This is a genomic window from Salipiger marinus (assembly GCF_035481585.1).
Taxonomy (GTDB): domain Bacteria; phylum Pseudomonadota; class Alphaproteobacteria; order Rhodobacterales; family Rhodobacteraceae; genus Salipiger; species Salipiger marinus.
On sequence record NZ_JAYKSL010000008.1, the window covers coordinates 86354 to 112318 of the forward strand.

The 25965-nt window shown below is 67.1% G+C and carries 23 protein-coding genes and 2 tRNA genes; 12 read left to right on the forward strand and 13 right to left on the reverse strand.

What is annotated here, in order from left to right; all coding sequences use genetic code 11:
* Positions 1-34 precede the first annotated feature (34 nt).
* The 3 genes from fabD to VK682_RS12480 all read left to right on the forward strand — a co-directional run bounded on the left by fabD (position 35) and on the right by VK682_RS12480 (position 2290).
* On the forward strand, positions 35-976 hold the full coding sequence (gene fabD, locus VK682_RS12470; protein WP_230796836.1) for an ACP S-malonyltransferase: 942 nt from the start codon (positions 35-37) through the stop codon (positions 974-976).
* 119 nt (positions 977-1095) lie between these two features.
* A complete protein-coding gene (fabG, locus tag VK682_RS12475; RefSeq protein ID WP_089849979.1) occupies positions 1096-1833 on the forward strand; it encodes a 3-oxoacyl-ACP reductase FabG in 738 nt (245 codons plus the stop codon).
* Between the two features lie 223 nt (positions 1834-2056).
* A complete protein-coding gene (locus VK682_RS12480) occupies positions 2057-2290 on the forward strand; it encodes an acyl carrier protein (protein ID WP_007800270.1) in 234 nt (77 codons plus the stop codon).
* 220 nt (positions 2291-2510) lie between these two features.
* Here the strand turns inward: VK682_RS12480 and VK682_RS12485 are convergent, their stop codons facing one another.
* Positions 2511-3269 (reverse strand): hypothetical protein, encoded by a 759-nt coding sequence (locus VK682_RS12485; RefSeq protein WP_230796835.1) that lies wholly within the window; start codon positions 3267-3269, stop codon positions 2511-2513.
* An 82-nt stretch (positions 3270-3351) separates the two neighbouring features.
* Here VK682_RS12485 and VK682_RS12490 point away from each other — a divergent pair, with 82 nt between their 5' ends.
* Positions 3352-4230, forward strand: coding sequence for a glycosyltransferase family protein (locus VK682_RS12490; RefSeq protein ID WP_230796834.1), 879 nt, complete (start codon positions 3352-3354; stop codon positions 4228-4230).
* A gap of 9 nt (positions 4231-4239) precedes the next feature.
* Here VK682_RS12490 and VK682_RS12495 read toward each other — a convergent pair whose 3' ends face one another.
* A complete protein-coding gene (locus tag VK682_RS12495; RefSeq protein ID WP_230796833.1) occupies positions 4240-4776 on the reverse strand; it encodes a hypothetical protein in 537 nt (178 codons plus the stop codon).
* 216 nt (positions 4777-4992) lie between these two features.
* A complete protein-coding gene (locus VK682_RS12500) occupies positions 4993-6366 on the reverse strand; it encodes a M20/M25/M40 family metallo-hydrolase (protein WP_089849984.1) in 1374 nt (457 codons plus the stop codon).
* Positions 6367-6611: 245 nt separating this feature from the next.
* Between VK682_RS12500 and hemA the strand changes: the two genes are divergently transcribed.
* The 4 genes from hemA to VK682_RS12520 all read left to right on the forward strand — a co-directional run bounded on the left by hemA (position 6612) and on the right by VK682_RS12520 (position 12263).
* Positions 6612-7835, forward strand: coding sequence for a 5-aminolevulinate synthase (gene hemA, locus VK682_RS12505; RefSeq protein WP_230796832.1), 1224 nt, complete (start codon positions 6612-6614; stop codon positions 7833-7835).
* A 246-nt stretch (positions 7836-8081) separates the two neighbouring features.
* Positions 8082-9707, forward strand: coding sequence for a helix-turn-helix domain-containing protein (locus VK682_RS12510; protein WP_230796831.1), 1626 nt, complete (start codon positions 8082-8084; stop codon positions 9705-9707).
* A 127-nt stretch (positions 9708-9834) separates the two neighbouring features.
* Positions 9835-10971 (forward strand): flavodoxin-dependent (E)-4-hydroxy-3-methylbut-2-enyl-diphosphate synthase, encoded by a 1137-nt coding sequence (ispG, locus tag VK682_RS12515; protein WP_089849988.1) that lies wholly within the window; start codon positions 9835-9837, stop codon positions 10969-10971.
* A gap of 5 nt (positions 10972-10976) precedes the next feature.
* Positions 10977-12263, forward strand: coding sequence for a sensor histidine kinase (locus VK682_RS12520; RefSeq protein WP_230796830.1), 1287 nt, complete (start codon positions 10977-10979; stop codon positions 12261-12263).
* A 31-nt stretch (positions 12264-12294) separates the two neighbouring features.
* Here VK682_RS12520 and VK682_RS12525 read toward each other — a convergent pair whose 3' ends face one another.
* The gene (locus VK682_RS12525; RefSeq protein ID WP_380715223.1) at positions 12295-13104 is read right to left on the reverse strand and encodes a DsbA family protein; all 810 of its coding nucleotides are present in this window, start codon (positions 13102-13104) and stop codon (positions 12295-12297) included.
* The gene (locus tag VK682_RS12530) at positions 13104-14444 is read right to left on the reverse strand and encodes a M48 family metalloprotease (RefSeq protein ID WP_089849992.1); all 1341 of its coding nucleotides are present in this window, start codon (positions 14442-14444) and stop codon (positions 13104-13106) included. Before VK682_RS12530 ends, VK682_RS12525 begins: the two co-directional genes overlap by 1 nt.
* Positions 14445-14512: 68 nt before the next feature.
* Here VK682_RS12530 and VK682_RS12535 point away from each other — a divergent pair, with 68 nt between their 5' ends.
* The 4 genes from VK682_RS12535 (at position 14513) to VK682_RS12550 (ending at position 19872) form a co-directional block, all read left to right on the forward strand.
* Positions 14513-15658 (forward strand): pyridoxal phosphate-dependent aminotransferase, encoded by a 1146-nt coding sequence (locus VK682_RS12535; RefSeq protein ID WP_230796828.1) that lies wholly within the window; start codon positions 14513-14515, stop codon positions 15656-15658.
* Positions 15659-15723: 65 nt separating this feature from the next.
* Positions 15724-16935, forward strand: coding sequence for an N-acetylmuramoyl-L-alanine amidase (locus VK682_RS12540; protein WP_089849996.1), 1212 nt, complete (start codon positions 15724-15726; stop codon positions 16933-16935).
* Between the two features lie 139 nt (positions 16936-17074).
* Positions 17075-19612 (forward strand): penicillin-binding protein 1A, encoded by a 2538-nt coding sequence (locus VK682_RS12545; RefSeq protein WP_230796827.1) that lies wholly within the window; start codon positions 17075-17077, stop codon positions 19610-19612.
* 183 nt (positions 19613-19795) lie between these two features.
* Positions 19796-19872 (forward strand) — tRNA-Arg (locus tag VK682_RS12550).
* A 68-nt stretch (positions 19873-19940) separates the two neighbouring features.
* Here the strand turns inward: VK682_RS12550 and VK682_RS12555 are convergent.
* The 8 genes from VK682_RS12555 to VK682_RS12590 all read right to left on the reverse strand — a co-directional run bounded on the left by VK682_RS12555 (position 19941) and on the right by VK682_RS12590 (position 25964).
* Positions 19941-20336, reverse strand: coding sequence for a YbaN family protein (locus tag VK682_RS12555; RefSeq protein ID WP_230797198.1), 396 nt, complete (start codon positions 20334-20336; stop codon positions 19941-19943).
* A gap of 116 nt (positions 20337-20452) precedes the next feature.
* A tRNA-Met gene (locus VK682_RS12560) sits at positions 20453-20529 on the reverse strand.
* A 93-nt stretch (positions 20530-20622) separates the two neighbouring features.
* Entirely contained in the window at positions 20623-21930 is a 1308-nt protein-coding gene (locus tag VK682_RS12565) for a DUF8689 domain-containing protein (RefSeq protein ID WP_324782021.1), read from the reverse strand.
* A gap of 99 nt (positions 21931-22029) precedes the next feature.
* Positions 22030-22527, reverse strand: coding sequence for a prepilin peptidase (locus VK682_RS12570; protein WP_207543552.1), 498 nt, complete (start codon positions 22525-22527; stop codon positions 22030-22032).
* An 11-nt stretch (positions 22528-22538) separates the two neighbouring features.
* A complete protein-coding gene (locus VK682_RS12575) occupies positions 22539-23399 on the reverse strand; it encodes a tetratricopeptide repeat protein (protein WP_324782022.1) in 861 nt (286 codons plus the stop codon).
* A 29-nt stretch (positions 23400-23428) separates the two neighbouring features.
* On the reverse strand, positions 23429-24004 hold the full coding sequence (locus VK682_RS12580) for a tetratricopeptide repeat protein (protein ID WP_230797196.1): 576 nt from the start codon (positions 24002-24004) through the stop codon (positions 23429-23431).
* A gap of 6 nt (positions 24005-24010) precedes the next feature.
* On the reverse strand, positions 24011-24985 hold the full coding sequence (locus VK682_RS12585; RefSeq protein ID WP_089844610.1) for a type II secretion system F family protein: 975 nt from the start codon (positions 24983-24985) through the stop codon (positions 24011-24013).
* 13 nt (positions 24986-24998) lie between these two features.
* On the reverse strand, positions 24999-25964 hold the full coding sequence (locus tag VK682_RS12590; protein WP_089844608.1) for a type II secretion system F family protein: 966 nt from the start codon (positions 25962-25964) through the stop codon (positions 24999-25001).
* Between the last annotated feature and the right edge of the window lies 1 nt (position 25965).

Below are 25965 nucleotides of genomic sequence, written 5' to 3' on the forward strand. Positions count from 1 at the left end.
AAGAGCCCGGAGCGGCAGTTGAGGAGAGAGACACATGGCGCGAGCCTTCATTTTCCCCGGTCAGGGGGCGCAGACCATCGGCATGGGCCGGGCGCTGGCCGAGGCCTATCCCGCGGCGCAGGCGGTGTTTGACGAGGTGGACGCGGCGCTGGGGGAGAACCTGTCCGGGCTGATCTGGGAGGGCGACATCGAGACGCTGACGCTGACGCAGAACGCCCAGCCCGCGCTGATGGCGACCTCGATGGCGGCGATGCGGGCGCTGGAAAGCGAAGGCGTGACCATCGCGGCGGCATCCTTTGTGGCCGGGCATTCGCTGGGCGAATATTCCGCCCTGACCGCAGCGGGCGCGCTGGCGCTGGCCGACAGCGCGCGGCTGCTGCGGCTGCGCGGTCAGGCGATGCAGGCGGCGGTGCCGGTGGGCGTGGGCGCCATGGCGGCGCTCTTGGGGCTTGATCTCGCCACGGCGCGCGAGGTGGCGGCAGAGGCGGCGCAGGGCGAGATCTGCGAGGCCGCCAATGACAACGATCCGGCGCAGGTGGTGATATCGGGCCACAAGGCCGCGGTGGAGCGGGCGCTGGACATCGCCAAGGCGCGCGGCGCCAAGCGCGCGCTGCTGCTGCCGGTCAGCGCGCCTTTCCATTGTGCGCTGATGGCGCCCGCTGCCGAGGCCATGGCGGCGGCGCTGGCGGAGGTGACGATCAGCACGCCCGATGTGCCGCTGGTGGCCAATGTGCTGGCCGCCCCTGTCAGCACGCCCGAGCAGATCCGCGAACTGCTGGTGCAGCAGGTCACCGGATCGGTGCGCTGGCGCGAGTCGGTGGAGGTGATGGCCGCCGAGGGCGTGGCCGAGTTCTGGGAGATCGGTGCGGGCAAGGCGCTGTCGGGCATGGTCAAGCGCATCCGCCGCGACAGCCTGCAGCGCAGCATCGGCACGCCCGACGAGGTGCGCGCCGCAGCAGCAGCGCTTGCCGGCTGATCCGGCGCGGGCGGGCGGGCAAGGTTGCCCCGCTGCCTGCGCGATGCCATATGCGGCCAGACCCGCCGCAGAAGATCCCCTGCGGCCAGACCCGCATCGTTTGAAAGGACCACGCAGCCATGTTTGATCTGACTGGGAAAAGCGCGCTGATCACCGGGGCCTCCGGGGGCATTGGCGGCGCCATCGCCAAGGCGCTGCACGGCGCGGGCGCCACGGTGGCGCTGTCGGGCACGCGCGAGGCGCCGCTGCAGGCGCTGGCCGAGGAGCTTGGCAGCCGCGCCCATGTGCTGCCCTGCGATCTGGGCGATGCCGAGGCGGTGACCGCCCTGCCCAAACGCGCCGCCGAGGCCATGGGTGCCGTCGACATTCTGGTGAACAATGCGGGCATCACGCGCGACAACCTGTTCATGCGCATGTCCGAGGACGAATGGCAGCAGGTGCTGGACGTGAACCTGACCGCCAATTTCCGGCTCTGCAAGGCGGTGCTGCGCGGCATGATGAAGGCGCGCTGGGGGCGGATCGTCAACATCTCCTCCATCGTCGGCGCCACCGGCAATCCCGGTCAGGGCAACTATGCCGCCGCCAAGGCCGGTCTGGTCGGCATGACCAAATCGCTGGCCTATGAGGTCGCAAGCCGGGGCATCACCGCCAATGCGGTGGCGCCGGGCTTCATCGAGACGGCGATGACCGACAAGCTTAATGACGAGCAGAAAGCCGCCATCATGGCGCAGATCCCGGCGGGCCGCATGGGCCATGCCGAGGAGATCGCGGCGGCGGTGCTGTATCTGGCCAGCCCCGAAGCGGCCTATGTGACCGGCGCCACGCTGCATGTGAACGGCGGCATGGCGATGCTGTAAGCCGCCCGCGGATGGGCGGGTGGAAAGCATTTGCCATCCCGCATCCGTATGCTATAGGCGCGCAAAGGAATGAGGCCGGGTAGGTGCGGGTGCCGTGCCACGAGGCCGCTCCCGGTTCTGCCGGGTCTGAGCCGTCCGGAGCCCGGGCGGATGGAGCAGCCACCCCGGTGGGGCGAGGGCAAGAGATGGGTCGAATGACCCGGAGACATGTGAGGACTTAAGAATGAGCGATATCCCTGATCGCGTGCGCAAGATCGTGGTAGAGCATCTGGGCGTCGAAGAGGACAAGGTGACCGAGAGCGCCTCCTTCATCGACGATCTGGGCGCTGACAGCCTCGACACCGTGGAGCTCGTGATGGCCTTCGAAGAAGAGTTCGGCATCGAGATCCCCGATGACGCCGCCGAGACCATCCAGACCTTCGGCGACGCGGTCAAGTTCATCAAGGAAGCCTCCTGAGGCCTTCCGATCCCTCGCGGATTTCACGAGCGGCGCCCTTCGGGCGCCGTTCTTGCGTTTGGGGGCAGCGGTCTGCGTGTCAGCGGTGAGAGGGGCTGCCCCGTCTGCCACAGGCGGACAGCGAACGTGCAGGGGGCTCTGCCCCGTCTGCCACAGGCAGACAGGAAGCATGCAGGGGGCTCTGCCCCCGTCTGCGCGGAGGCGCAGACTCCCCCGGAGTTTAGGGGCAAGATGAAGCCGCGTAGCGGTAGCCGAGGGCGGCTTCGGTTGCGAGGTCGAGCTGGCCCGTCAGGAAGGCCAGATCCTCGGGTGCGAGCGCGGGCGGGGTGGCCGGGCGCGGCGTGACGGCGGGGCGGAACCGGGTGCCGAGCCGTCTGGTGACCGGGCGATAGGCGGCGGCGGGCAGCGCCAGCCCGTGGCGCAGGTCGTGCAGGAAGGCTTCCGGCGCCGCCTGCACCGATTCAAGCCGGCAGAGCAGCACCGAGGCGCCGCGATGGAGGAAGCCCAGCAGCGCCTCCTGCTTGGCGCGGCGCAGGGCGAAGAGATTGGCGAAGGGGCGGCCACTGAGCGGGTGGCGGTCCTGCTGCAGCGGCTGGCCCTCGCCGCCTTCGGCGGCAAGCTGCGGGAAATAGCGGGGGCGGTCGGCAATGCTGCGCCATTCGGCGCGCAGGAAATCGGAAAAGGGCAGGGCCTGCATCTCGGGCGGGCAGTGCCATGGTCTGGCATGCATGGATCTGGCCCAGTCGGCGGCATGGCGGAAGGTGCAGACCACCAGCAGATCCTCGGGCAGGACGGTCATCTGCGGAAAGCCGTGTTTCCAGCCGAAGCTTTCGGTGGGGGCAAGCGCGGTGTTGCGCCCGATCAGCCGCTTGACAAAATTCGTGCCGGTGGAGCGTTCGCCAAAGACCTGAAACCGGGTCAGGGGCGCGCCGGTCGGGGCAAGCTGCCAGCCGGTTTCGGGGAAGTCGGGCGCGATCATGGGCTTGTCCTTGGGCGGCGGCTGGGTCAGGCTCGGGCGATCTTGGCCCGCCTGACCGGGGGCCGCAAGGCGGGGAGAGGGCATGCAGACGGTGGCCGCGGCGGTGACCATGGTGCGCGACGACGCCTTCTTCCTGCGCGCATGGCTGCGCCATTATGGCGGGCTGCTGGGGCGCGAGAACTGTTACGTCTTCAATCACGGGCGCGGGGCCGAGGTGGCGGCGCTGGCGGCGGGCTGCAACATCATCGGTCTGCCCGGCGATCCGCATCCCAATTTCGACATGAAGCGCTGGCGGCTGCTGAACGGGCTGGTGGCGGGGCTGCGCGGCTATTACGCCCATGTCATCGTTGGCGATGTCGACGAGCTTGTGGTGCTGGATCCGGCGGAAGGATCGCTGCTGGACTGGCTGGCGGACCAGCCGGGGCGGCGGGTGCTGACGCCGCTGGGGCTGGAGGTGATCCACCGCCCCGAGCTGGAGCCCGATCCGGTGACGGAGGTCATCCTTGGCCCGCGCCGTCATGTGCGGCTGGCGCCGCTTTATTCCAAGCCCAGCATCCTGTCGCTGGGCACCAAGATCGCGCGGGGCGGGCATTTTACCCAAGCCAGCAAGCTGCACACGCCGGATCCGCTCTATCTGCTGCATCTGAAATACTGCGATTTCGCCACCTATGCCGAGGTGATGGACCGCCGCAATGCCGTGGCGGCGGCGGCGGCGGCGGGGGTGGCGGTGAAGGAGGCGGCGATCGGGCGGCACTGGTTCGCGCAGGCGCGCGGCGAGGATCGCGCGCTGTTCGAGGGGTTTGCCGATCTGCCGCTGCAGGAGGGCTTCGATCTGGGCTGGGTGCGCCGCCGGATGCATCGCAGCTGGCGCCCGCGGGGAGAGACCGGATACTGGCAGTTCGACCTGCCCGACTACCGGCAGCAATATCTGCTGCCGGAGCGGTTCTTTGGCATGGTCTGAGCGCCGCGCTCAGGGCTCCAGCGCGCTGAGATAGAGGGTTGCGTCCTGTGACGGACCGGGCAGCAGATTGCGCAGCCTCGCCTCCGTGGCGGCGATTGCGCCGGTTGTCTGTGCCTCGGCCAGCGCAAGGATCTGGCTGCGCACCGGGCCGGGGGTATGCAGCAGCGCGCCCGCCACCAGCACCCCCGCCAGCAGCCCGCCGGAGCTGCGGCGGGCGGGGCCGCGGCGCAGCACGCAGCGCAGGCCATGTATCAGGATCATCACGCCGGACACCGCCAGCATGGCGGCCAGCGTGCCAAGGATGACATCATGGTGCTGGCTGGGCAGGCTGCCCTGCATCAGGCTGGCGCGGATGCGGTCGGGATCGCGGGCCAGCGTGAACACCACCCAGAACCAGCCAAACCCCAGAAGCGGCGAGAGCACGGGCAGGGGGCTGCGGGGGGCGCGTGGCGCGCTGTGGCCGTGATGGGCGAAATGTGGATCAACCCGCTGCACGCGCAGCATGAAGTCGTCATGGGTCAGCTTGCGAAACGCGTATCTCTGCATGGCCTGCTCCCTGACCAATCGCTGCCGCCGGACAAGGCTGCCGGGTTCCGTTAACCTTTGTCGGAGGATTGTGGCGAATTATGGCGGCGAATAAGGCCTGATCCGGGTTTCTTCGCGGGCTTTTTCGACGAATTTTCCGCAGGATTTTCGGACCTTGCGGGCTTAGGCTGATGTAGGCCGCAGGGCGGGCGGGGCCGCAGGGCCCCGCCACAGAGATTACCGGGAGACGGCGTCCAGCACCCGGGCCCAGCTGCGGATGCCCTTGTGGAAGCTTTCGAGGTCGTATTTCTCGTTGGGGGAATGCAGCTGGTCGTCATCCTTGCCCCAGCCCACCAGCATGGCATCCATGCCAAGGATCTGCTGGAAATAGCCCGCGATCGGGATCGATCCGCCGCAGCCCGCATAGGCGGCGGGCTGGTTCCATTCCTGCGCCAGCGCCGCGCGCGCCTGCTCAAACGCGGGATGCGAGGTGCCCATCTCCGACGCGGCGGAGGCGCTGTAATCGGTGAAGGTCACGCTGCAATCGGCGGGCACCTGCGCGCGCACCCAGGCCTGAAAATTCTCGCGGATCGCCAGCGGATCCTGCTGGCCCACCAGCCGGAAGCTGATCTTGGCCGAGGCTTCGGCGGGCAGCACGGTCTTGAAGCCCGCTCCGGCATAGCCGCCGCGGATGCCGTTGATTTCGGCGGTGGGGCGCGACCAGATCATTTCGATGGGGCTGCGGTCGGATTCGCCCGCAGGCTGCGACAGGCCGACATCGCCCAGAAATGCTGCGGCGTCGAAATCCAGCGCCTGCCACTGCGCCGCGATCTCGGCGGGCAGGTCGGGCACGCCCTCGTAGAACTCCGGCACCTGAATGCGGCCCTTATCGTCGAACAGCCCGCCAAGGATGCGGGTCAGCACGCGGATCGGGTTCATCGCCACGCCGCCATACATGCCCGAATGCAGATCCTTGCTGGCGCCGCGGATCGTCACCTCCTGCCCCAGAAGCCCGCGCAGGCGGGTGATGATGGCGGGGGCCTTGGACTGGAACAGCCCGGTGTCGCAGATCAGCGCCAGATCGGCCTTCAGCTCTGCGGCATTCTCCTGCATGAACGGCACCAGCGACGGCGAGCCGCTTTCCTCCTCGCCCTCGAAGAAGAAGGTGATCTTGCAGGGCAGGCTGCCATGCACGCCCTTCCAGGCGCGGCAGGCTTCCAGAAAGGTCATCAGCTGGCCCTTGTCATCCGAGGCGCCGCGGGCGCGGATCACCTGCCCCTTGGCGGTCTCTTCCAGCGCGGGATCGAAGGGATCGCGGTCCCACAGGTCCAGCGGATCGACCGGCTGCACGTCGTAATGGCCGTAAAACAGGATATGCGGGCCGGGGCCGTCCACATGGCCCACCACCATCGGGTGGCCGGGGGTGGGGCGCTTTTCCGCCGCGATGCCCATGCTGGCCAGATCCGCCACCAGCCAGTCGGCGGCGCTGTCGCAGGCCTGCTTGTAGGCGGGGTCGGTGGAAATGGAGGGGATGCGCAGCAGATCCATCAGCCGGTCGAGGGCTGCGGGCATCTCGCCGTCGATGCGGGCCAGAACGGTGTCGAGGGACATGGGGGAGGGCTCCTTCTTTCGGTCGCGGTGACCCTACCAGCCGCGTCCGTCCTGTCCAGAGCCGGGCGCGGGGCAGGCGGGCTGCGCCGAAGGTCTTGATACACATCAAAGCCGCGACGCTTAGTCTCGGTCTAAAGCGTGGACATGCGGCGCCATCGTCGCTAGGTATTCGCAAACGTGAATGCGGCGCAGAAATCCGCAGACACCGCGCAACGTCGCGGGCCAGATGAAGGAAGGAGATGCCGGTGACTTACACCGCAAAGCTCGACGAAGCCCTGAACCGTCTTCATGTCGAAGGGCGCTACCGCACCTTCATCGACATCGAGCGCAAGAACGGCAACTTCCCCCATGCCACGTGGCGCCGCCCCGATGGCAGCGAAACCTCCATCACCGTGTGGTGCGGCAACGACTATCTGGGCATGGGCCAGCACCCCGTTGTGCTGGAGGCGATGCACGAGGCCATCGACGCCACCGGCGCGGGATCCGGCGGCACGCGCAACATTTCCGGCACCACGGTCTATCACAAGCGGCTGGAGGCGGAACTGGCCGATCTGCACGGCAAGGAATCGTCGCTGGTCTTTTCCTCGGCCTACATCGCCAATGATGCCACGCTGTCGACCCTGCCGAAGCTGTTTCCCGGCCTCATCATCTATTCCGACGAGCTGAACCATGCCTCGATGATCGAAGGCATCAAGCGCAATGGCGGGGCCAAGCGCATCTTCCGTCACAATGATCTGGACCATCTGCGCGCGCTGCTGGCGGCGGATGACCCTGCGGCGCCGAAGCTGATCGCGTTTGAATCGGTCTATTCCATGGATGGCGATTTTGGCCCCATCGCCGCGATCTGCGATCTGGCGGAGGAATTTGACGCGCTGACCTATCTGGACGAGGTGCACGCCGTGGGCATGTATGGCCCGCGCGGCGGCGGCGTGGCCGAACGCGACGGGCTGGCGCACCGGATCGACATCATCAACGGCACGCTGGGCAAGGCCTTTGGCGTGTTCGGCGGCTATATCGCCGCCTCGGCCAAGATGTGCGACGCCATCCGCTCCTATGCGCCGGGCTTCATCTTCACCACCTCGCTGCCGCCCGCCATCGCGGCGGGGGCTGCCGCCTCCATCGCGCATCTGAAGCGTGACCAGACGCTGCGCGCCCGGCACCAGACGCAGGCCAAGATCCTCAAGCTGCGGCTGAAGGGCATGGGCCTGCCGATCATCGATCACGGCAGCCATATCGTGCCGGTGATCGTGGGCGATCCGGTGCACACCAAGAAGCTGTCGGACATGCTGCTGGACCGCTACGGCATCTATGTGCAGCCGATCAACTTCCCCACCGTGCCGCGCGGCACAGAGCGGCTGCGCTTCACCCCCTCGCCGGTGCATGGCCCCGAGGAGATGGACAAACTGGTCCGCGCCATGGACGCGCTGTGGTCGCATTGCGCCCTGAACCGGCAGGAGCTGAGCGCCTGAGTCTCAGCGCTAACGGTTTCCTAATTCGCGGCCTTCCGGCGGGATCCGGAAGGCCGCGCTGCGTTGCGGCGTCTGGCTGCAGAAAACCCGTGCAGGCTGGGCAGAACCACGCCGATTAGGGGGCGAACTTCTGTAATTTCAGTTGTGATATGCTAACGTTCCCTCAATAAAGGCCGCGACTCGAATCGCGGACCCGTGATTGGGCAGGCTTAGACCTCTGGGATGTCGGCAAAGAAGGCGGATCGCATGATCGGGCGTAAATCCCCTCGCAAGTCTGAAGACATGGCCGGTGACGGCCCGCGAGGTTTTGACGATTTCACCTTGAAGCTGGGCGATGTCATGCGGGGCGAACGGGCCACGCTGGGCAAGTCCCTGCTGGACGTGCAGCGCGAATTGCGGATCAAGGCAAGTTACATTGCCGCGATCGAAAATTGTGACCCCTCGGCCTTTGACACTCCCGGCTTCATCGCGGGCTATGTGCGGTCCTATGCCCGCTATCTGGGCATGGATCCCGATGAATGCTACGCGGAGTTCTGCGCCGAAAGCGGCTTTGCCGTGGCGCATGGCATGTCCGACCGCGCCTCGACCATGCGCAAGGGCCAGACAGAGCCGCTGCCGCGCCCGGCGGCACGCGATCCCTTCGCCAACCCGCGCATGCCCTTTGCTCCGGCAGGCGAGTCGTTCTTTTCGCGGATCGAACCGGGCGCCATCGGCTCGCTGCTGGTGCTGGTCGCGCTGATCGGCGGCATCGGCTATGGCGGCTATGCGGTGCTGCGCGAAGTGCAGCGGGTGCAGCTTGCCCCCGTCGACCAGACCCCGCTGGTGCTGAGCGATCTGGATCCGGTGCAGCCCGCCGCCGCTGGCCCCGAGGTCGAGGGCGAACAAATCGCCGTTGCCAGCGGTGCCGGTCCCTTCACCCCGCCCACCGCCGAAGCCATGGACCGGCTCTATCGCCCGCAGGCGCTTGACGTGCCGGTGCTGGTGGCGCGGGATGCGCCCATCTCTTCGCTTGATCCGTCGACCGTGGGCGCCTTTGCGCAGGCGGTGCGGCAGCGCATGCCGCAGCCCGTCGCCTCTCCGGATGGCAGCGAGGCGCTGCTGGCCCGCGTCGATGGCGCCCCGGCACTGCCCGGCTCGGGCGAGATCACGCTGGTGGCCGTGCGTCCGGCATGGGTGCGCGTGCGCGGCACCGATGGTGGCGTGATCTATGAACGCGTGATGAACGCGGGCGAGACGTGGACCGTGCCCGCAGGGGAACAGGGGCCGCTGCTGAACGTGGGCGAATCCGGTGCCGTCTATCTGGCGATGGCAGGCCGCACCTATGGCCCGATTGGCCCCAGCGGCACCGTGACCAGCGATCTGCCGCTGGACACCGAGGTGCTGCAGGCGGCCTACAGCCCCGCCGATCCGCAGGCCGACCGCGATCTGGTCCGGCTGATGGCGCAGCTGGAGCCGGTTCTTGCGCAGTCCCGCCCCGCCGAGCAGGTCGCCAGCGCAGAACCGGGCATGCCCAAGGTGCTGCAGGATGGCGCGCCCGGCGTGACCATGATCGCCGTACGTCCGGCATGGGTGCGGGTGCGCTCTGCCGACGGGTCGGTGATCTTTGAAAAGACCATGGCCGCTGGCGAGACATGGGTGGTGCCCGCCACGCAGGATCCCGCCACGCTGCGCGTGGGCGAATCCGGTGCGGTGTATTTTGCGGTCAATGGCCAGACCTATGGCCCGGCCGGGGCCCGCGGCGCCGTCACCTCGAATCTCGCGCTGTCGGTGGATCACCTGACCAAGACCTATGAGGTGGCGGATGCCACCAGCGACGCGGATCTGGAACGGGTCTTTGCGGAGCTTTCCGAAACGGCGCTGCGCGTCGACTGACACGCCCGCGTTCACGCAAGCGTGGCGTCACAGGGCCCGGGGGCGATCCCGGGCCTCTGGTGTTGTGGGGGCCACGGGCCTATGCTGTGCGGGAACGGAACTACTGCCCGTGGAGGGGCCTTTTGCGATGAGTCATAACCCGGTCCGACCCTGGCGCAGCATCGCGCGGCGCACGTCCCGCCAGATCATGGTGGGTTCGGTGCCGGTGGGCGGGGATGCGCCGATCAGCGTGCAGACCATGACCAACACGCCCACCACCGATGTCGCCGCCACCGTGGCACAGGTGCAGCGCGCCGCCGAGGCGGGGGCCGACATCGTGCGCGTCTCCGTGCCTGACGAGGCCAGCGCCCGCGCGCTGAAAGAGATCGTGCGCGAAAGCCCGGTGCCGATCGTCGCGGACATCCATTTCCATTACCGCCGCGGCATCGAGGCGGCAGAGGCGGGCGCCGCCTGCCTGCGCATCAATCCCGGCAATATCGGCAGCCCGCAACGCGTGCGCGAGGTCATCGCCGCCGCCCGCGACCATGGCTGTTCGATGCGGATCGGGGTGAATGGCGGCTCGCTGGAAAAGCACCTGCTGGAGAAATACGGCGAACCCTGTCCCGAGGCGATGGTGGAATCCGCGCTGGATCACATCCGCATCCTCGAAGACAACGATTTCCACGAATTCAAGATCTCGGTAAAGGCGTCGGACGTGTTCCTGTCGGCGGCAGCCTATATGGGGCTGGCCGAAGTCACCGACAAACCCATCCATCTGGGCATCACCGAAGCGGGGGGGCTGACCTCCGGCACGATCAAATCCGCCATCGGGCTGGGCAACCTGCTGTGGATGGGCATTGGCGACACGATCCGCGTCTCGCTGTCCGCCGATCCGGTCGAAGAGGTGAAGGTCGGCTTCGAGATCCTCAAATCGCTGGGCCTGCGTCATCGCGGCGTGAACATCATCTCCTGCCCGTCCTGCGCGCGGCAGGGCTTTGACGTCATCAAGACCGTCGAGGTGCTGGAGCGTCGGCTGGAGCATATCAAGACCCCGATGAGCCTGTCGATCATCGGCTGCGTGGTCAACGGCCCCGGCGAGGCGCTGATGACCGATGTGGGCTTCACCGGCGGCGGGGCCGGGTCGGGCATGGTCTATCTGGCGGGCAAGGCCAGCCACAAGATGTCCAACGACCAGATGGTCGACCACATCGTGAGTGAAGTCGAAAAACGCGCAGCCGCGCTTGAGGAAGCCGAAGCCGCCAAGGCCCGGCACGCTGCGGAGTAGGCAAGATGGCGGACGGGACCTTCATTCCGGGTCTCGTTCCGCCGCAAGATCGGCTGCGGGATTTTACCCTGTTCCGCAGGCTGGAGCGGTTCCGCCCGTCGGAACTGCTGGTCAGCGGGCTGATGCTGGGCAGCGTCGTGGCGCTGCTGGCGGTGCATTACGGCCAGCAGCTGATGATCTACTGGTATGGCCTGTTTCTGGTGACCCGCAGCCTGCATTTTCTGGCGGTGGAGACCCTGCCGGACCGGGGTCCGCCCCGGCTGCTGGTCCTGCCCATGGCGACCATGGTGCTGTCTGGGCTGATCTACATGGCGGGGGGGCTGCTGCTCTGGGTGCAGGCCACGCCCGCGCTGCACAGCTTTTCGCTGGGCCTGCTGTTTGTCTCCGTGCTCAACACCCTGTCGATCCGGTCGCATCTGCGGCTGCTGCTGCGGGTGGATCTGGGGCTGATCGCCACCGGCTGCACCGCGCGGGTGGGCTGGCTGTGGCTGACCGATCCGGGCAGTCTGGACACGCTGGGCCTGACGCTGATGATCGGCTTCGGCTTTCTGTACTTCGTCAAGGTCGCGATGGACGTCACCCGCCTGCGCGAGGTGCTGGACGCGCGGGCAGAGCAGGCGCTGCAATCAGCGCGCCGCCGCGCCTTTGAACAGCTCACCGGCGGCGTGGCGCATGATTTCAACAACCTGCTGACCGCCGTTCTGGGCAATATGGAACTGGCGCGCCTGACCGAAGGCAAGGACGAGCGCGAGGAACTGATGGAGGCCGCCGAACAGGCGGCGCGGCACGGCGCCGAACTGACCGGGCGGCTTCTGACCCTGTCCAGCCGCGCGCGGCTGCAGCCTGCTCGGGTCACCCCCGCAGAGGTGGCGCGGCAGCTCGCGGATCTGGCGGGGCCGCTGCTGCATCCCACCCACCGGCTGCGCTGCGATCTGCCGCGCGGCCTGCCGCCGGTGCAGGCCGATCCGTCCAAGCTGACCGCCGCGCTGATGGAACTGGTGCGCAACGCCCGCGACGCGCTGCCCTGCGGCGGAGAGATCACACTGCGGGCGCAGGCGGGCCGTGGCGAGGTGACGTTCGAAATCGGCGATGGCGGCAGCGGCATCCGGTCCGAGGTGCTGCCCATGGTGCTGGAGCCCTATTTCACCACCAAGCCGGTGGGGCAGGGATCCGGGCTGGGGCTGGCCATGGTGCGCGGCTTTGCCGAACAGTCGGGGGGCCGGATCGAACTGTCCTCGACCCTTGGCAAGGGCACGCGGGTGCGGCTGATCCTGCCCGAGGCGCCGTCCTGACCCAAAGCCGGGCCGGGACGGCGGGTGCGGCTCAGCCCGCGTCGCGCTGATCCTCGACGATCTGGCGCATGCCCTGCAGCGGCACATAACCGCGCAGCATCTGGTCGCCGATCACGAAACTGGGCGTGCCGTTGATCTGCAGCTGTTCGGCCAGCGCGCGGGTCTCGCGGATGCGGCGCTCCACCTCCGGATCGCTCATCCGGGCAAGGATCGCGTCCGCGTCCAGCCCCAGCGTCTCGGCCAGCCGCCGCAGCACCGGCTCGGTCGGATCCTGCTCCAGCACCATCAGCGCGTCATGCACCTGCTTGTAGGCGTCACCGCCCGCCTCCAGCTGCGTGGCGATGGCAAAGCGCGACGAGGCGACCGAGCCTTCGCCAAGGATCGGGAATTCCTTCAGCACGAAACGGATGTTGCCGTCGCTGGCGATCAGTTCCTCCACCTCGGGAAAGGCGCGGCGGCAGTAGCCGCAGCGGTAGTCGGAAAACTCCACCACGGTGATGTCGCCTTCGGGATTGCCGCCCACGAAGGAATAGCCGTCATCCATCAGCGCGTCGCGATGCGCGGCCACCAGATCGCTGTCGGCGGCGCTTTGCTGGTCGGCCTGCCGGGCCTCCAGCGCGGCCACCGCCTCCATGATGACCTCGGGGTTGTCCAGCAGATAGGCGCGGATTTCGGCGCCAAAGGCCTCGCGCTGCGCGGGGGTCATGCTGGAAGGGTCGAACTCCTGCGCCTGAGCTGTCGGGGCGGCAAGACCTGCCGCAAGGATCAGCGCGGCTGTGGCGGGGCGGGCAAGGCGAAAGGGCATCGTGTCTCCGTCGGTCAGGGCCCGGATCGGGCGCATCAGCGTTTCTTTTTGGCGCGATCCGCCTCGTCTAGCACATCCTGCGCGCGCCGCCACGGGGCAGAGCCGCGCGGCAGCAGGTCCAGCGCGCGGCGGGCATGGATGGCGGCATCGCTCAGCTTGCCCTCCAGCGCGTATCTTTGCGCCGTGGCCTCTGAGGCCATGCCGGGATTGCCGGTCTTGGCATAGGCGGTGGCCAGATCGCGCAGGATGCGCGCATCGGCAAAATCGCGGCCCCGCGCGGTTTCCAGCGTCTGCACGGCGGCGGCGGCATTGCCGCTGGCCAGCTGGGCGCGGCCCAGCCCGCTGAGGATCTGCGCGTTGCGCGGCGCAAGACGGCTCGCCTCGGTCGCCACGCGGGCGGCATCGGCGGCGCGGCGCGATTCCAGTAGGATCTGCGCTTTCAGATCGCGGTAGAACGGATCGTTCGGGCGCTGTGCGATGGCGGCATCAATCGCCGACAGCGCGCCGCCCAGATTGGCCTGCCGGTGCTGCGCCACCGCCTCGCGCATATGCGCGATATCGGCGGCACCACTGTCTCCCAGCCGCTGCAGAGTCCAGCCCGGCGCCCGCAGAAAGGCCGAGAGCTTGCCCCGGCTGCGGTGGAACCAGTAATCCGCCGTAGCGTCATTGGCTTCGGGCGCGCGGGTCGCGGCCACCAGCCCCTCCAGCGTGCGGAAGCGGTCGCGGGTCAGCGGATGGGTCTGCATATAGGGATCCTGCCGCCCGACGCTCAGCGCCTCCTGCCCGCGAAAGATTTCCTGCACCTCGACGGCGCCGCGCGGATCGATCCCCGCTCGCACCAGCGTGCGGACCGAGGCGATGTCGGCAGAGCTTTCCTCGGCCCGGGTGTGGCTCAGGAAATTGCGCATCACGCTGGACTGCGTGCCGATCATCAGCCCCATCGCCGCCTCGCCGGAACCGGTGGCGCCGCCCGCCGCCGCTGCCAGAAGCGCGCCCAGCAGGGCCGCGTTCTGCGCCGCGCGCTGGTTGCCAAGCCGTCGGCTGATATGGCCGCCGGTGATATGCGCGGCCTCATGCGCGATCACCGCCTGCAGCTGCTTGGCATTGCCAAGCCGCATGATCAGCCCGGAATTGAGGAAGATATGGCTGGTATCGGCGACAAAGGCGTTCAGGCTGTCGTCGCGGATCACCAGAATGCGCACCTGTGACGGGCTCAGCCCTGCGGCGCTCAGAACCGGGGCCGCGATCTGCCCCAGCGCATGTTCCAGATCGGCGTCGCGCAGCAGCACCGCCGCGCGGGCAGGCAGGGCCGCCGCCAGCATCAGCAGAACCAGAGCGGCGCCAAGGAGGCGGCGTGTCACAGCGGGTGCCGGCATTGACCCTCCCTTGGTTCGTCCGGTATCCGCGGCTCAGGCGGAAATCCGGGTCACCATGGGAGAGCGGGATGCGAAACTCAAGCCGGGGGGCGGTTGATCCCTTCATTGTGATGGATGTGATGGAAGCGGCCCGCGCCGCCGAAGCGTCGGGTCGGCACATCATCCATATGGAAGTGGGCCAGCCCTCGTCCCCTGCGCCCGCCGCCGCCCGTCAGGCGCTGGCAGAGGCGATGGAGCGCGAGTCGCTGGGCTATACCGTGGCGCTGGGTCTGCCCGCGCTGCGCGCCCGCATCGCGCGGCTTTACGCGGACTGGTATGGCGTCGATCTGGATCCGGCGCGCGTGGTGGTGACACCCGGATCCTCGGGCGGGTTCATCCTTGCGTTTTCGGCGCTGTTCGATGCCGGGCAGCGGGTGGCGCTGGGGGCGCCGGGCTATCCGTCCTACCGCCAGATCCTCAAGGCGATGGATCTGACCCCGGTGGAAATCCAGACCACCGCCGCCAACCGGTATCAGCTGGTGCCCGAGGATCTGGCGGGGATCGACTATGACGGGGTGATGGTCGCCTCTCCGGCCAATCCCACCGGCACCATGCTTGGCCTGCCGGAACTGTCGGCGCTGGTGGGGGCGGCGCAGGGGCGGGGCGCGGCCTTCCTGTCGGACGAGATTTACCACGGCATCGATTATGACCACAAACCGGTCACGGCGCTGCAGGTCTCTGACGATGTCTGCGTCATCAATTCCTTTTCCAAGTATTTCTCCATGACCGGCTGGCGGGTGGGCTGGCTGGTGGTGCCGGAGCCGCAGATCCGTCAGGTGGAACGGCTGGCGCAGAACCTGTTCATCTGCGCCTCCAATGCCAGTCAGGTGGCGGCGCTGGCGGCGCTTGACGCCCCCGAGGAGCTGAACGCGAACCTTGCCGTCTATGCCCGCAACCGCGCGCTGATGCTGGAACGGCTGCCGCAGGCGGGCTTCGACCGCATCGCGCCCCCGGACGGCGCCTTCTATATCTATGCCGATGTCAGCCACCTGACACAGGACAGCCGCGCCTTTGCGGCAGAGATCCTCGAACAGGCCGGGGTGGCGGTGACGCCGGGTCTGGATTTCGATCCCGTGCGCGGCGCGGGCACGCTGCGTTTTTCCTATGCGCGCGGCACGGCGGAAATCGAGGAAGGTCTGGACCGGCTGCGCCGCTTCATGGAAACGCGCGGCTGAGGATGCGAATCTGTGGCGCCGCTGCTAGGGTCGGGCGTCAGAGCAGAACAACAGGCGGTAGCAGGATGATCCGGATCGTGGCGGCGCTGCTGGTCTGCCTTGCGCTGGCCCCGATGGCGGGCGCGCAGCAGATGGGCGGACAGGCGCAGTTTGTGGCCGGAGAGGTCCGGGACCGTTTCATGGGGCGGGGCACCGATCTGACCCTGACGCTGAGTCAGGGTGTGCCATGGCGCGCCTTCACCCTGACCGATCCGCCCCGGCTGGTGGTGGATTTCCGCGAGGTGGACTGGACCGGGGCCGATGCCGACGCCATGGACCGGTCAGACGCGGTGACGGCGCTGCGCATGGGACCGTTCCGCGAGGGCTGGTCGCGGCTGGTGGCCGAGCTTGACGGGCCCATGGTGCTGGACCGCGCGGGCATGCGCGTCACCGAAAGCACCGGCAGCGCCGCGCTGGAGGTGGCGCTGAGCCCCGCGAGCCTGACCGACATGGCGGCCCGGTCGGGCGCGCTGCGCGATCCGGCATGGGATCTGCCCGCGCCCGCCGCCGTGGCGCCGCCCCGGCGTGATCCGGCGGCACCGCTGCGGGTGGTGCTGGATCCGGGCCATGGCGGCATTGATCCCGGCGCCGAACGCGCGGGACATACCGAAGCGGCGCTGATGCTGGCCTTTGCGCGCGATCTGCGCGACATGCTGCGCCGCGCGGGCTTTGACGCGGTGCTGACTCGCGAGGAAGATGTCTTTGTCTCGCTGGAAGCGCGGGTGGCCATGGCGCATCAGATGCGCGCCGACCTGTTCCTGTCGCTGCATGCCGACGCCATCGAGGAAGGTGTCGCCCATGGCGCCACGGTCTACACGCTGGCCGAGGATGCGTCGGACGCGGCCTCGGCGGCGCTGGCCGAACGGCATGACCGCGACGATCTGCTGGCGGGGCTTGACCTGTCGGGATCCGATGACCGGGTGGCCAACGTGCTGATGGATCTGGCGCGGCTCGACAATGCGCCGCGCAGCCTTGCGCTGGCGCAGCATCTGGTCGCGGGAATCCGCGGCGCGGTGGGACAGGTGCACAAGCGCCCGCTGCGGCAGGCGGGGTTTTCGGTGCTGAAGGCCGCCGACATCCCCTCGGTGCTGGTGGAGGTGGGGTTCCTGTCCACCGAGGAGGATCTGCGCAACCTGCAGGATCCGGCATGGCGTGCCCGCATGGCGGCGGGCCTGCGCGACGGCATCGCCGCATGGGCGGTGGAGGATGCGGCGCTGGCCCGGCTGCGCCGGCAGTAAGGCCGCGCAGGTTGTGAGGCCTGCGCCCGACGAGGCGGCCCGGTCACCGGCGGCGCCTTGCCGGGGTCACGCGCCCTTGTGTTTTGACGCAGGCCCCGCTGCGGTATAAGGGGAGCGGCAATCCAAAGGGGCATCGCGCGTGATCAGGTTCATTCTGTCGATATTCGGAGCCATCTTCAGCGTTCTCACGCTGGGGGCCATGATGATTGCACTGTCCATGGGCGCGATCTTCTGGGTCTATGGCCGTGACCTGCCCAGCCATGAAAGCCTTGCGCAATATACGCCGCCGACCATCTCCCGCATCTATTCGCAGGAGGGGCAGGTGATCGACGAATTTGCGCAGGAACGCCGCCTGTTCACCCCCGCCGACCAGATCCCCGACATGGTCAAGCAGGCCTTCATTTCGGCGGAAGACAAGAACTTCTACCAGCATCAGGGCTATGACCTGCGCGGCATCGGGGCTGCGGCGGTTGATGCGGTCAAGTCGCGGGGCCGCGACGTGCGCGGCGCCTCGACCATCACCCAGCAGGTGATGAAGAACTTCCTGCTGTCGGGCGACCGTCAGGCCGAGCGCAAGATCAAGGAGATCATCCTTGCCGCCCGGCTGGAGGAAACGCTGAGCAAGGAGAAGATCCTTGAGCTTTATCTCAACGAGATCTTCCTTGGGCAGAATTCCTATGGCGTGACCGCCGCCGCGCAGACCTATTTCAACAAGTCGCTGATGGAACTGGCCCCGCATGAGGCGGCCTTCCTTGCCTCGCTGCCCAAGGCGCCGTCGGATTACCACCCGGTGCGGCAGAAGGAACGCGTGCTGGCGCGGCGCAACTACGTGCTGCGCGAGATGCTGGAAAACGGCTATATCGACGAGCCCACCTACGAGACCGAAGTGGTGCAGCCGCTGAAATCGGTGCAGAACGGCGATTACGATCCCTATCAGAAGGCGCTGCCGCCGCGCGACTATTTCACCGACGAGATCCGCCGCCAGCTGACGCAGGATTTTGGCGAAGGCGAGTTTTTCTCGGGCGGCCTGTCGGTGCGCGCGACGCTGGATCCCGAAATGCAGGTGGAAGCGGCGCGCAGCCTGCGGCTGGCGCTGGAAGACTATGACCGCAGCCGGGGCCGCTGGACCGGCACCGGGATCACCATCCCCGAGGACCGGCTGGGATCGGAGGCGGACTGGCGCGCGGCGCTGTCCGAGGCGGCGGTGGCCCGCGACGTGGATCTGCGCGGCGTCTGGCGCCCGGCGGTGGTGCTGGAGGTGGGCGACCAGCAGATGCGGCTTGGCATCGAAGGCGTGGAGGCGACCGAGGCCAAGCCCTCGGTGGTGCCGCGCAACGACATCGCGTGGATGCGCGGCAGCTTCGTCGACAATTTCGAACGCGGCGACGTGGTGCATGTGCGCGAGATGACCGAGGACGGATCGGGCGCCTTCCTGCGCTGGTCGCTGCGGCAGGTGCCGGAGGTGCAGGGCGCCTTCATGGCGATGGACGTCAATACCGGCCGGGTCATCGCGATGCAGGGCGGGTTCAGCTATCAGGATTCGGTGTTCAACCGCGCCACGCAGGCGCTGCGCCAGCCGGGCTCGTCCTTCAAGCCCTTCGTCTATGCGGCGGCGCTGGATTCGGGCTATGCGCCCTCCACCATCATCATCGACGCGCCGATCGAGATCGACACGCCGCAGGGCGTGTGGCGCCCGCAGAACTCCTCCAACCAGTATTACGGCCCGACGCCGCTGCGCACCGGGATTGAACAGTCGCGCAACCTGATGACCATCCGTCTGGCGCAGGAAGTGGGCATGGACACGGTCGGGCGCTATGCCGAACGTTTCGGGGTCTATGACCATATGGGCCGGGTGCTGGCCAATGCGCTGGGGGCGGACGAGACCACGCTTTACAAGATGATCTCTGCCTATGCGATGTTCGCCAATGGCGGCGAGCGGGTGGAGCCGACGCTGGTGGACCGCGTGCAGGACCGCTATGGCCGCACCGTCTACAACCACGAGGCGGAGCGCGGCAACGAACGGGTCTGCGTGGACTGCGCCGATCCCAACCTGCCGCCGGGCAAGGGCCCGACCATCCGCAACAACCGCGACCGCATCATGGACGGGGTGACCGCCTATCAGCTGACCTCGATGATGCAGGGCGTGGTGCAGCGCGGCACGGCGGCAAGCGTCATCGACCTGCCGGTGCCCACGGCGGGCAAGACCGGCACCACCAACGACGCCAAGGACGTGTGGTTCATCGGCTTCACCTCCAACATCGTGGCGGGCTGCTATATCGGCTTCGACCAGCCGCGCAGTCTGGGCGAACATGCCTATGGCGGCACCATGTGCGGCCCGGTCTTCCAGCGCTTCATGACCAAGGCCGTGGAGAAATACGGCGGCACCGATTTCAAGGTGCCCGAGGCCTGCGAGTTCATCAACATCGACCGTTTCACCGGCGCCCGTCTGGGCGAAGGCGCTTCGGGGGCGAATGTGGTGGCCGAATGCTTCCGTCGCGGTCAGGAGCCGATGTTCGGCGTGCAGCTTGACGGGGGCTGGGCGATGTCGGGCAATTTCGACCTGATCCAGCCCGATGGCACCACCCGCTCGCGGGAGGTCACCACCTCCACCGGGCGCAAGGCGGTGGTGGGGCCGAAGGCCAGCTTCGGCACGCTGAGCTCGGGCGGGCTGTACTGAGCCCCGAGCCGCGCTCCGTGGAGGGAGGGCAGGGGGGCGCTGCCCCCCGCCTGCCTGCGGCAGGCTCCCCCCGGGATATTTCCACCAAGAAGAAGGGCGGGCGGCGCCTTCTGCGAAAGCCGGGGGGCCGAGGCGATTTGCGATTGCAGCCCGGCGCGCTTTGCCCTAAGAGGACGCGCACCGGCACCCGTAGCTCAGCTGGATAGAGCGCTGCCCTCCGAAGGCAGAGGCCACAGGTTCGAATCCTGTCGGGTGCACCACTTCTCCTTTTCAGGTCGGTTCAGTTGCCTCTATGGGGCGGTGTATCCGTGCTGTCTGCTGTGCGGCGTCAGTCGTGGCGGTGGGGCTGTGGGCCGTTGGGGCGGGTCAGGATGAAGGTTGCGGCCCCGGCGATGCAGATCGTCTGTATCGCGAGCAGGTGCAGCGCCAGCCCCATGGCGACGCTCAGCCCCAGGGCTGCGGCCATCATGGTCAGGGCCATCGCCTTGTATTTCGGCGCGATGGCGCCATGGGCGCGCCAGTCGGCGATCATCGGGCCGAAGGTCGGACTCTGTTCCAGCCGCCGCTGCAGCGCCGGGCTGGAGCGGCCAAAGGCGAAGGCGGCGAGGATCACGAAAGGCGTGGTGGGCAGCACCGGCAGCACCACGCCGATGACCCCCAGCAGCAGCGCAAGGGCGCCGACGCTGAACCAGAACACGCGCAGGGCGGCGACAGGGCGGGGCATGACAGGCTTTCGGATGGGCACCCCCCGAAAGCTAGGCCGCGGCACGGGGCAGGGCAAGCCCGCCCGCCGGGGCGCGCGGAATGCCGCAGGGGCGGCCGGATCGAGACAGGGGGGGATGGTAGCGGAGGAGGGACTCGAACCCCCGACACGCGGATTATGATTCCGCTGCTCTAACCAACTGAGCTACTCCGCCAGAGAGTGCGCGCTGAATATGGGAGCGCCGGGGGGAGGTCAAGCAGGAAAATGCGCGCCGGGAGCAGGAAAAATGCGCAGCCCCGTTCGGCGCTTATTTGACGATATGTTCGTTGCGCACGAACATGTTGGACCACGCCCGGTCGACGAGGTCAGGGGTCATGCGATAGGGCCAGCCTTCGAAATTGCAGACCGCGATCATCTGCTCGATCAGGAAGACCGGCTGGTAATTGGCATAGACGTTGCCGATGGTCGGGTATTTCGATTTCAGCAGGTAAAGCAGCGACGCCTCGTCAAGCTGCATCTTCTTCCTGCGCGCCACCATGGCGAAGATCTTGAGGAAATCCTGCTGGCTGGGCCCGTCGATCTTGATCTTGAAGAAGATCCGCCGCAGCGCCGCCTGATCGAAGATCTCGTTGGGGTGGAAGTTGGTGGAAAAGATCACCAGCGTGTCGAAGGGCACCTCGAATTTTTCGCCCGACTGCAGCGACAGGATGTCCTTGGATTCCTCCAGCGGCACGATCCAGCGGTTGACCAGTTTCTGCGGCGGTTCGGCCTGACGGCCAAGATCGTCGACGATGAAGATGCCGCCGGTGGATTTGAGCTGCAGAGGGGCCTGATAGGTGCGCGCGGTGGGGTTGTAGACCAGATCCAGCATCGACAGCGAAAGCTCCCCCCCGGTGATGACGGTGGGGCGCTGGCAGAGCACGTAGCGCGTGTCAAAGCGGGTGCTGCGGCGCAGGCGGGTGGGGTCGTCCTCCTCGGTCTCGGCGGCGGAATGCACGATGGGGTCATAGACGGTGATGACCTGTCCGGAATATTCGATGGCGCGCGGCACATAGATCCGGTCACCCATCGCGTCGCGGATGCCGTTGGAGATGGAGGATTTGCCGTTGCCCGGCGGGCCATACATCAGGATCGACCGCCCGGCGCTGACGGCGGGGCCCAGATGCGAGATCAGATCTTCGGGCAGCACCAGATGCCCCATCGCGCCCAGAAGCTGGTCGCGCGTCACCTGCAGGTTGCGGATGGACTGGTGGGCGACCTGATCGCGATAGACCTCCAGCGGTACCGGCATCGGGCCGAAATATTCCGACTGGCTCAGCGCATCCAGCGCGCGGGCCTTGCCGCTTTCGGTCAGCTGATAGCTCATCTCGCCGTTGGAGGCGGCGCTGAGCGTGCCCATCGCCTCCAGCAGGCTGTGCGAGCGGGCAAGGTCGATCAGTTCCTGCGTGATCACCGTGGGCAGGCAGATGGCGCGGGCCAGACTGGTCACGGTGTTGGTGGTCTTGCGGAACAGCGTCTTCAGCACGATGTCGCGCATCATGATCTGCGGCAGCCGCATGTCTTCCAGACGTTTCGGCGGGGGTGGCGCCATGACGGCGCGGGGGTCTAGGGTCATGTCGGCGGGGCCTTGCTGCGGAACCTGCGGCTTTTGCCCAGCAAAGCCCAGCAATGTGGCAACAGATGGGCCGGGCGCGGGGAAAAGCGCGGCGCGGCGTCACTTGCCGTAGATCATGCCCAGCACGAGATAGAGCGCCAGCGTGCCCCCCAGCGCCAGCCCCATGGGAAAGCGCGTGCCGCTGGACCAGCTTTTCCAGTCCGGCGCCAGACGGCGCAGCGGCGTGGCCCGGGCCAGCCGGTGGGTGACAAAGGCGGCAAGCAGGTTGGCGGCAAACAGCGCCATCAGGAAGCGCAGGTCGGCCAGATGCACGAAAGGGGCGGCGGCGGCGGCGAATTTGGCATCCCCCGCGCCCAGCACCCCCCCGGCGTTCAGCGCGATCCCCGCCACCAGCACCACGCCCAGATGCACATAGCGCCACAGATAGGACTCGAGCGGCAGCAGCAGATAACCCGCCACCGCAAAGACCAGCGCCAGCGCCACCACGGTGCGGTTGGTGATCCGCATCCATTTCATGTCGGTGTAGCAGACGTAAAGACAGAGCGGCAGCACGAAGGGCGCATACCAGCTGGCGGCATGGGCGGGAATGTCCAGCATGGGCCGCCCCCTCAGTTGGTGACGCTGCCGTCCAGCGCCTCAAGCGACCGGGCGGCGGCCTCGAAATGCTGCGGATGGGTTTCCAGCGCGTCGCGCAGCAGGCCCTTGCCGATCTCGACATCGCCGCGTTTCACCGCCGCAAGCCCGAGCGTCTGCAGCAGTTCGGCGCGTTCGATCTGGGTCATGGTCATCACGGGCAGGGTGTAGTTGCCCTGCGCGCCCCGGGCCAGCACAAGGTTGTTCTTGGCGGTGAACAGCGAGGGATCCTGCCGGATCGCATCGGTGAACAGCTGTTCCGCCTCGGTATGGTCGCCCCGGCTGAGCTTGGAAAATCCCCAGTTGTTGAGGATGGTGGCAGGGGTGTTGGTCAGCCCCACCGCCACCTCGTAAAAGCTGTCGGCCTTCTGCCATTCCTGATTGCCGTCGGCGATCATCGCCTCCAGCCGGTAGCGTTTGAAGGTCTCGTGGGTGGGGGGGATGGCGTCGAGCACCTGTTCGGCCCGCGCCCAGTCATTGTTGCGGATCAGCGCATCGGCCAGTTCCACCCGGTCATCGCTGGTGGACTCCGGATGCTCCACCACCTTGGCCCAGGCGATGGCGGCTTCGCTGTTGCGCCGCGCCTTGACCAGCGAGGCGGCCAGTCCGCGCATGAAATCCAGCCGTTCGGGCTGTTCGGCGGCGCTGCGCTGGAAATAGGTGACTGCTTCGGCGGGGTCGGCGGCGGTCAGCATCAGCTCGCTCAGCCCTGCGCCCTCCAGCGCGTTCACCCCGGCAAACTCCCGGTCAACCGCGTCCTTGTCGATGGATCTGTCACAGGCGGACAGCCCGATGACCCCTGCCACGCAGAGGAGTCCAAGGATGGGGTGGCGCATTTTTGCGTCCTTTTACTGCACTTGCCTCGTCACATGGCGCGACGGATCAGATAAGTCCCGCTACCCCGGCGCACCAGCTTGTAGTCTTGCCCTTGCGGGTCATCATAGCCGGGGTTTTCCATTTTTGCGAGCGCCAAGCGCAGATTGTCGCGGATTGCGTCACTTTCGCCATTGTCGAGCCCATAGGCCCGCCGGAAGATCGCCGCCGCTTCCGGCACCTGACCGCGCTCCATCAGCACCACGCCCAGATTGTTCCACGCCTCTGGCCAGTCGGGCGCGTCTTCCACCGCCCGGCGCAGCAGGCGTTCGGACTGGTTGAGCCGCCCCAGCGCCAGATTGGCCGATCCCAGTGCGGTCAGCACCTCGGGCGTCAGGCCCTGATCGCCTGCGGCGCGCAGGAAGGCATCCAGCGCCAGATCATACTGCCCGGCCTGCATCAGCCGGTGCCCCACCAGCAGCCCATCCACCGCCTCGCCGCGCGGATCAAGGGCGGGCGCATAGGGGGTGGCGGGATCGGGGCGCAGCCCCGCATCAGAGCCAAGGCCGCCCGCAGAGCAGGCGGCCAGCAGCGGCAGCAGCAGTAACAGCAGTGATCCCCGGCGCATTTGGTCCTAATTCGGTGACATGGATCCCAGATTGGCGATGCTCACGATCGACGGCCCGACAAGAATGATGAGCAGCGGCGGCACCGTGAAGATCATAGTGGTCAGCGTCATCTTTGTCGGCAGCTTGTTTGCCTTTTCTTCGGCGCGCATGACCCTTTTGTCACGCATTTCCGCCGCATAGATGCGCAGCGCGTCGGCGATCGAGGTGCCGAAACTGGCCGCCTGATTGAGCACGGTCACGAAGGAGGCGACGTCCTGCACGCCGCAGCGCTCTCCCATGTCGTTGAGCACCTGCGTCTTGTCCTTGCCCGCCTTCATCTCGTGGCTGATGATCTGGAATTCATCGGCCAGCGCCGGATAGGAGGCGCGCAGTTCCCGCGCCACCCGGACGATGGACTGGTCCAGCGACTGCCCGGCCTCGACGCAGACCAGCAGCATGTCCAGTGCGTCGGGGAAACCTTGGGTGATCTGTTCGCGCCGCTCTTCGACGCGGCGGGTGATCCAGTATTTCGGCGCCATGTAACCCACGGCGCCCGGCCCGATCATGTAAAACATCTTCTGCTGCATGGTGGCATCGGGGGTCGCCTTGAACATCAGGTAATAGACCACGCCCGCCGTCAGCAGGCCCACGCCCAGCACCACCTGCGCGAGATAGTAAAGCCGCACCGCATCGCGGCTGCGATAGCCCGCCTGCAGCAGCCGCAGCCGCACCTGTCCCAGTTCCTCGGCGCTTTTGGGCTCCAGATACTGGGCGTATTTGTTCAGCTTGGCGTTGCGGCGCTTGTCGCGCAGGATGGCGCGGGTTTCGGAATCGACCTTCTGCTTCGCGGTCTCGCGCAGCTTGTCCATGGGGTCGGGTTTCTGGTTCAGCATCAGGGGGATGCTGGCAAGGATCAGCACAAAGGCCAGCCCCGCCACCACCATCAGCGGCCCGGCGGGCCCCAGAAGCCCGGTCACGAGCGTGTTCAGCTGGTCGATCATCGGAAGACGCCTTTCAGACCTTGATGTTGACGAGAATGCGCATCACGAACAGGTTCGCGGCAAGAAAGATCGCGACGATGAAGCAGGCCGGAATGAACCACGGATGGTCCAGCACCTCGTCGTAGTAATGCGGATCGAAGATCTGGATCGCCAGCAGCACCGCCACCGGAAAGCCGGACAGGAACTTGCCGGACCACTGCGCCTCGGCGGTGATGGCCTTGACCCTGCGGAACAGGCGGAAGCGGGCGCGGATCACCTTGGCCAGCCCATCAAGGATTTCGGCAAGGTTGCCGCCCGACTGCTGCTGGATCGTGACCGCCACGGCGAGAAAGCGCAGATCCTGCATATCCAGCCGTTCGGCCATGTGTTTCAGGCTTTCGCCGATGTCGCGGCCATAGGTCGCCTCGTCCGCGATCACGCCGAATTCGGTGGCAAGCGGATCCTTGATCTCCTTGGACACGATGGCGATGGCGGAACTGAACGGATAGCCCACGCGCAGGCTGCGCACCATCAGTTCGACCGCATCGGGCAGCTGTTCCTCGATCAGCGCCAGCCGCTTTTTCGCCTTGTGGTTCACCCACATGAACACGCCGCCGACGCCGATGCCCAAGCCCATCACCAGCCGCACCGGCAGGCTGGTTTCCGTGGCCATGGTCAGGCCAAGAAACGCGAAGACGCTGACCGCCGCCATCATCATCAGCAGCTGGTTGGGGGTAAAGGCGATCGCCGCCTTCTGCGCCCGGTCCGCCAGCAGCGAATAAAGCGGCACGCCCCGGCTTTCCAGATGCTGGTCCATCTCCTTGCGGAGCTTGGCCAGAACCTCTTCGCGACTGGTGGACTTGTTCAGCATCTCCAGCCGCCGGTTCACCCGGCTGTTGAGGCTGATCGACTTGCCGAAGGCCACCAGATAGACACCTTCGACCAGCACGAGCACGCCCAGAAAGATCAGGCCGTAGATGATCGGTTCTGCGGAAAGCATG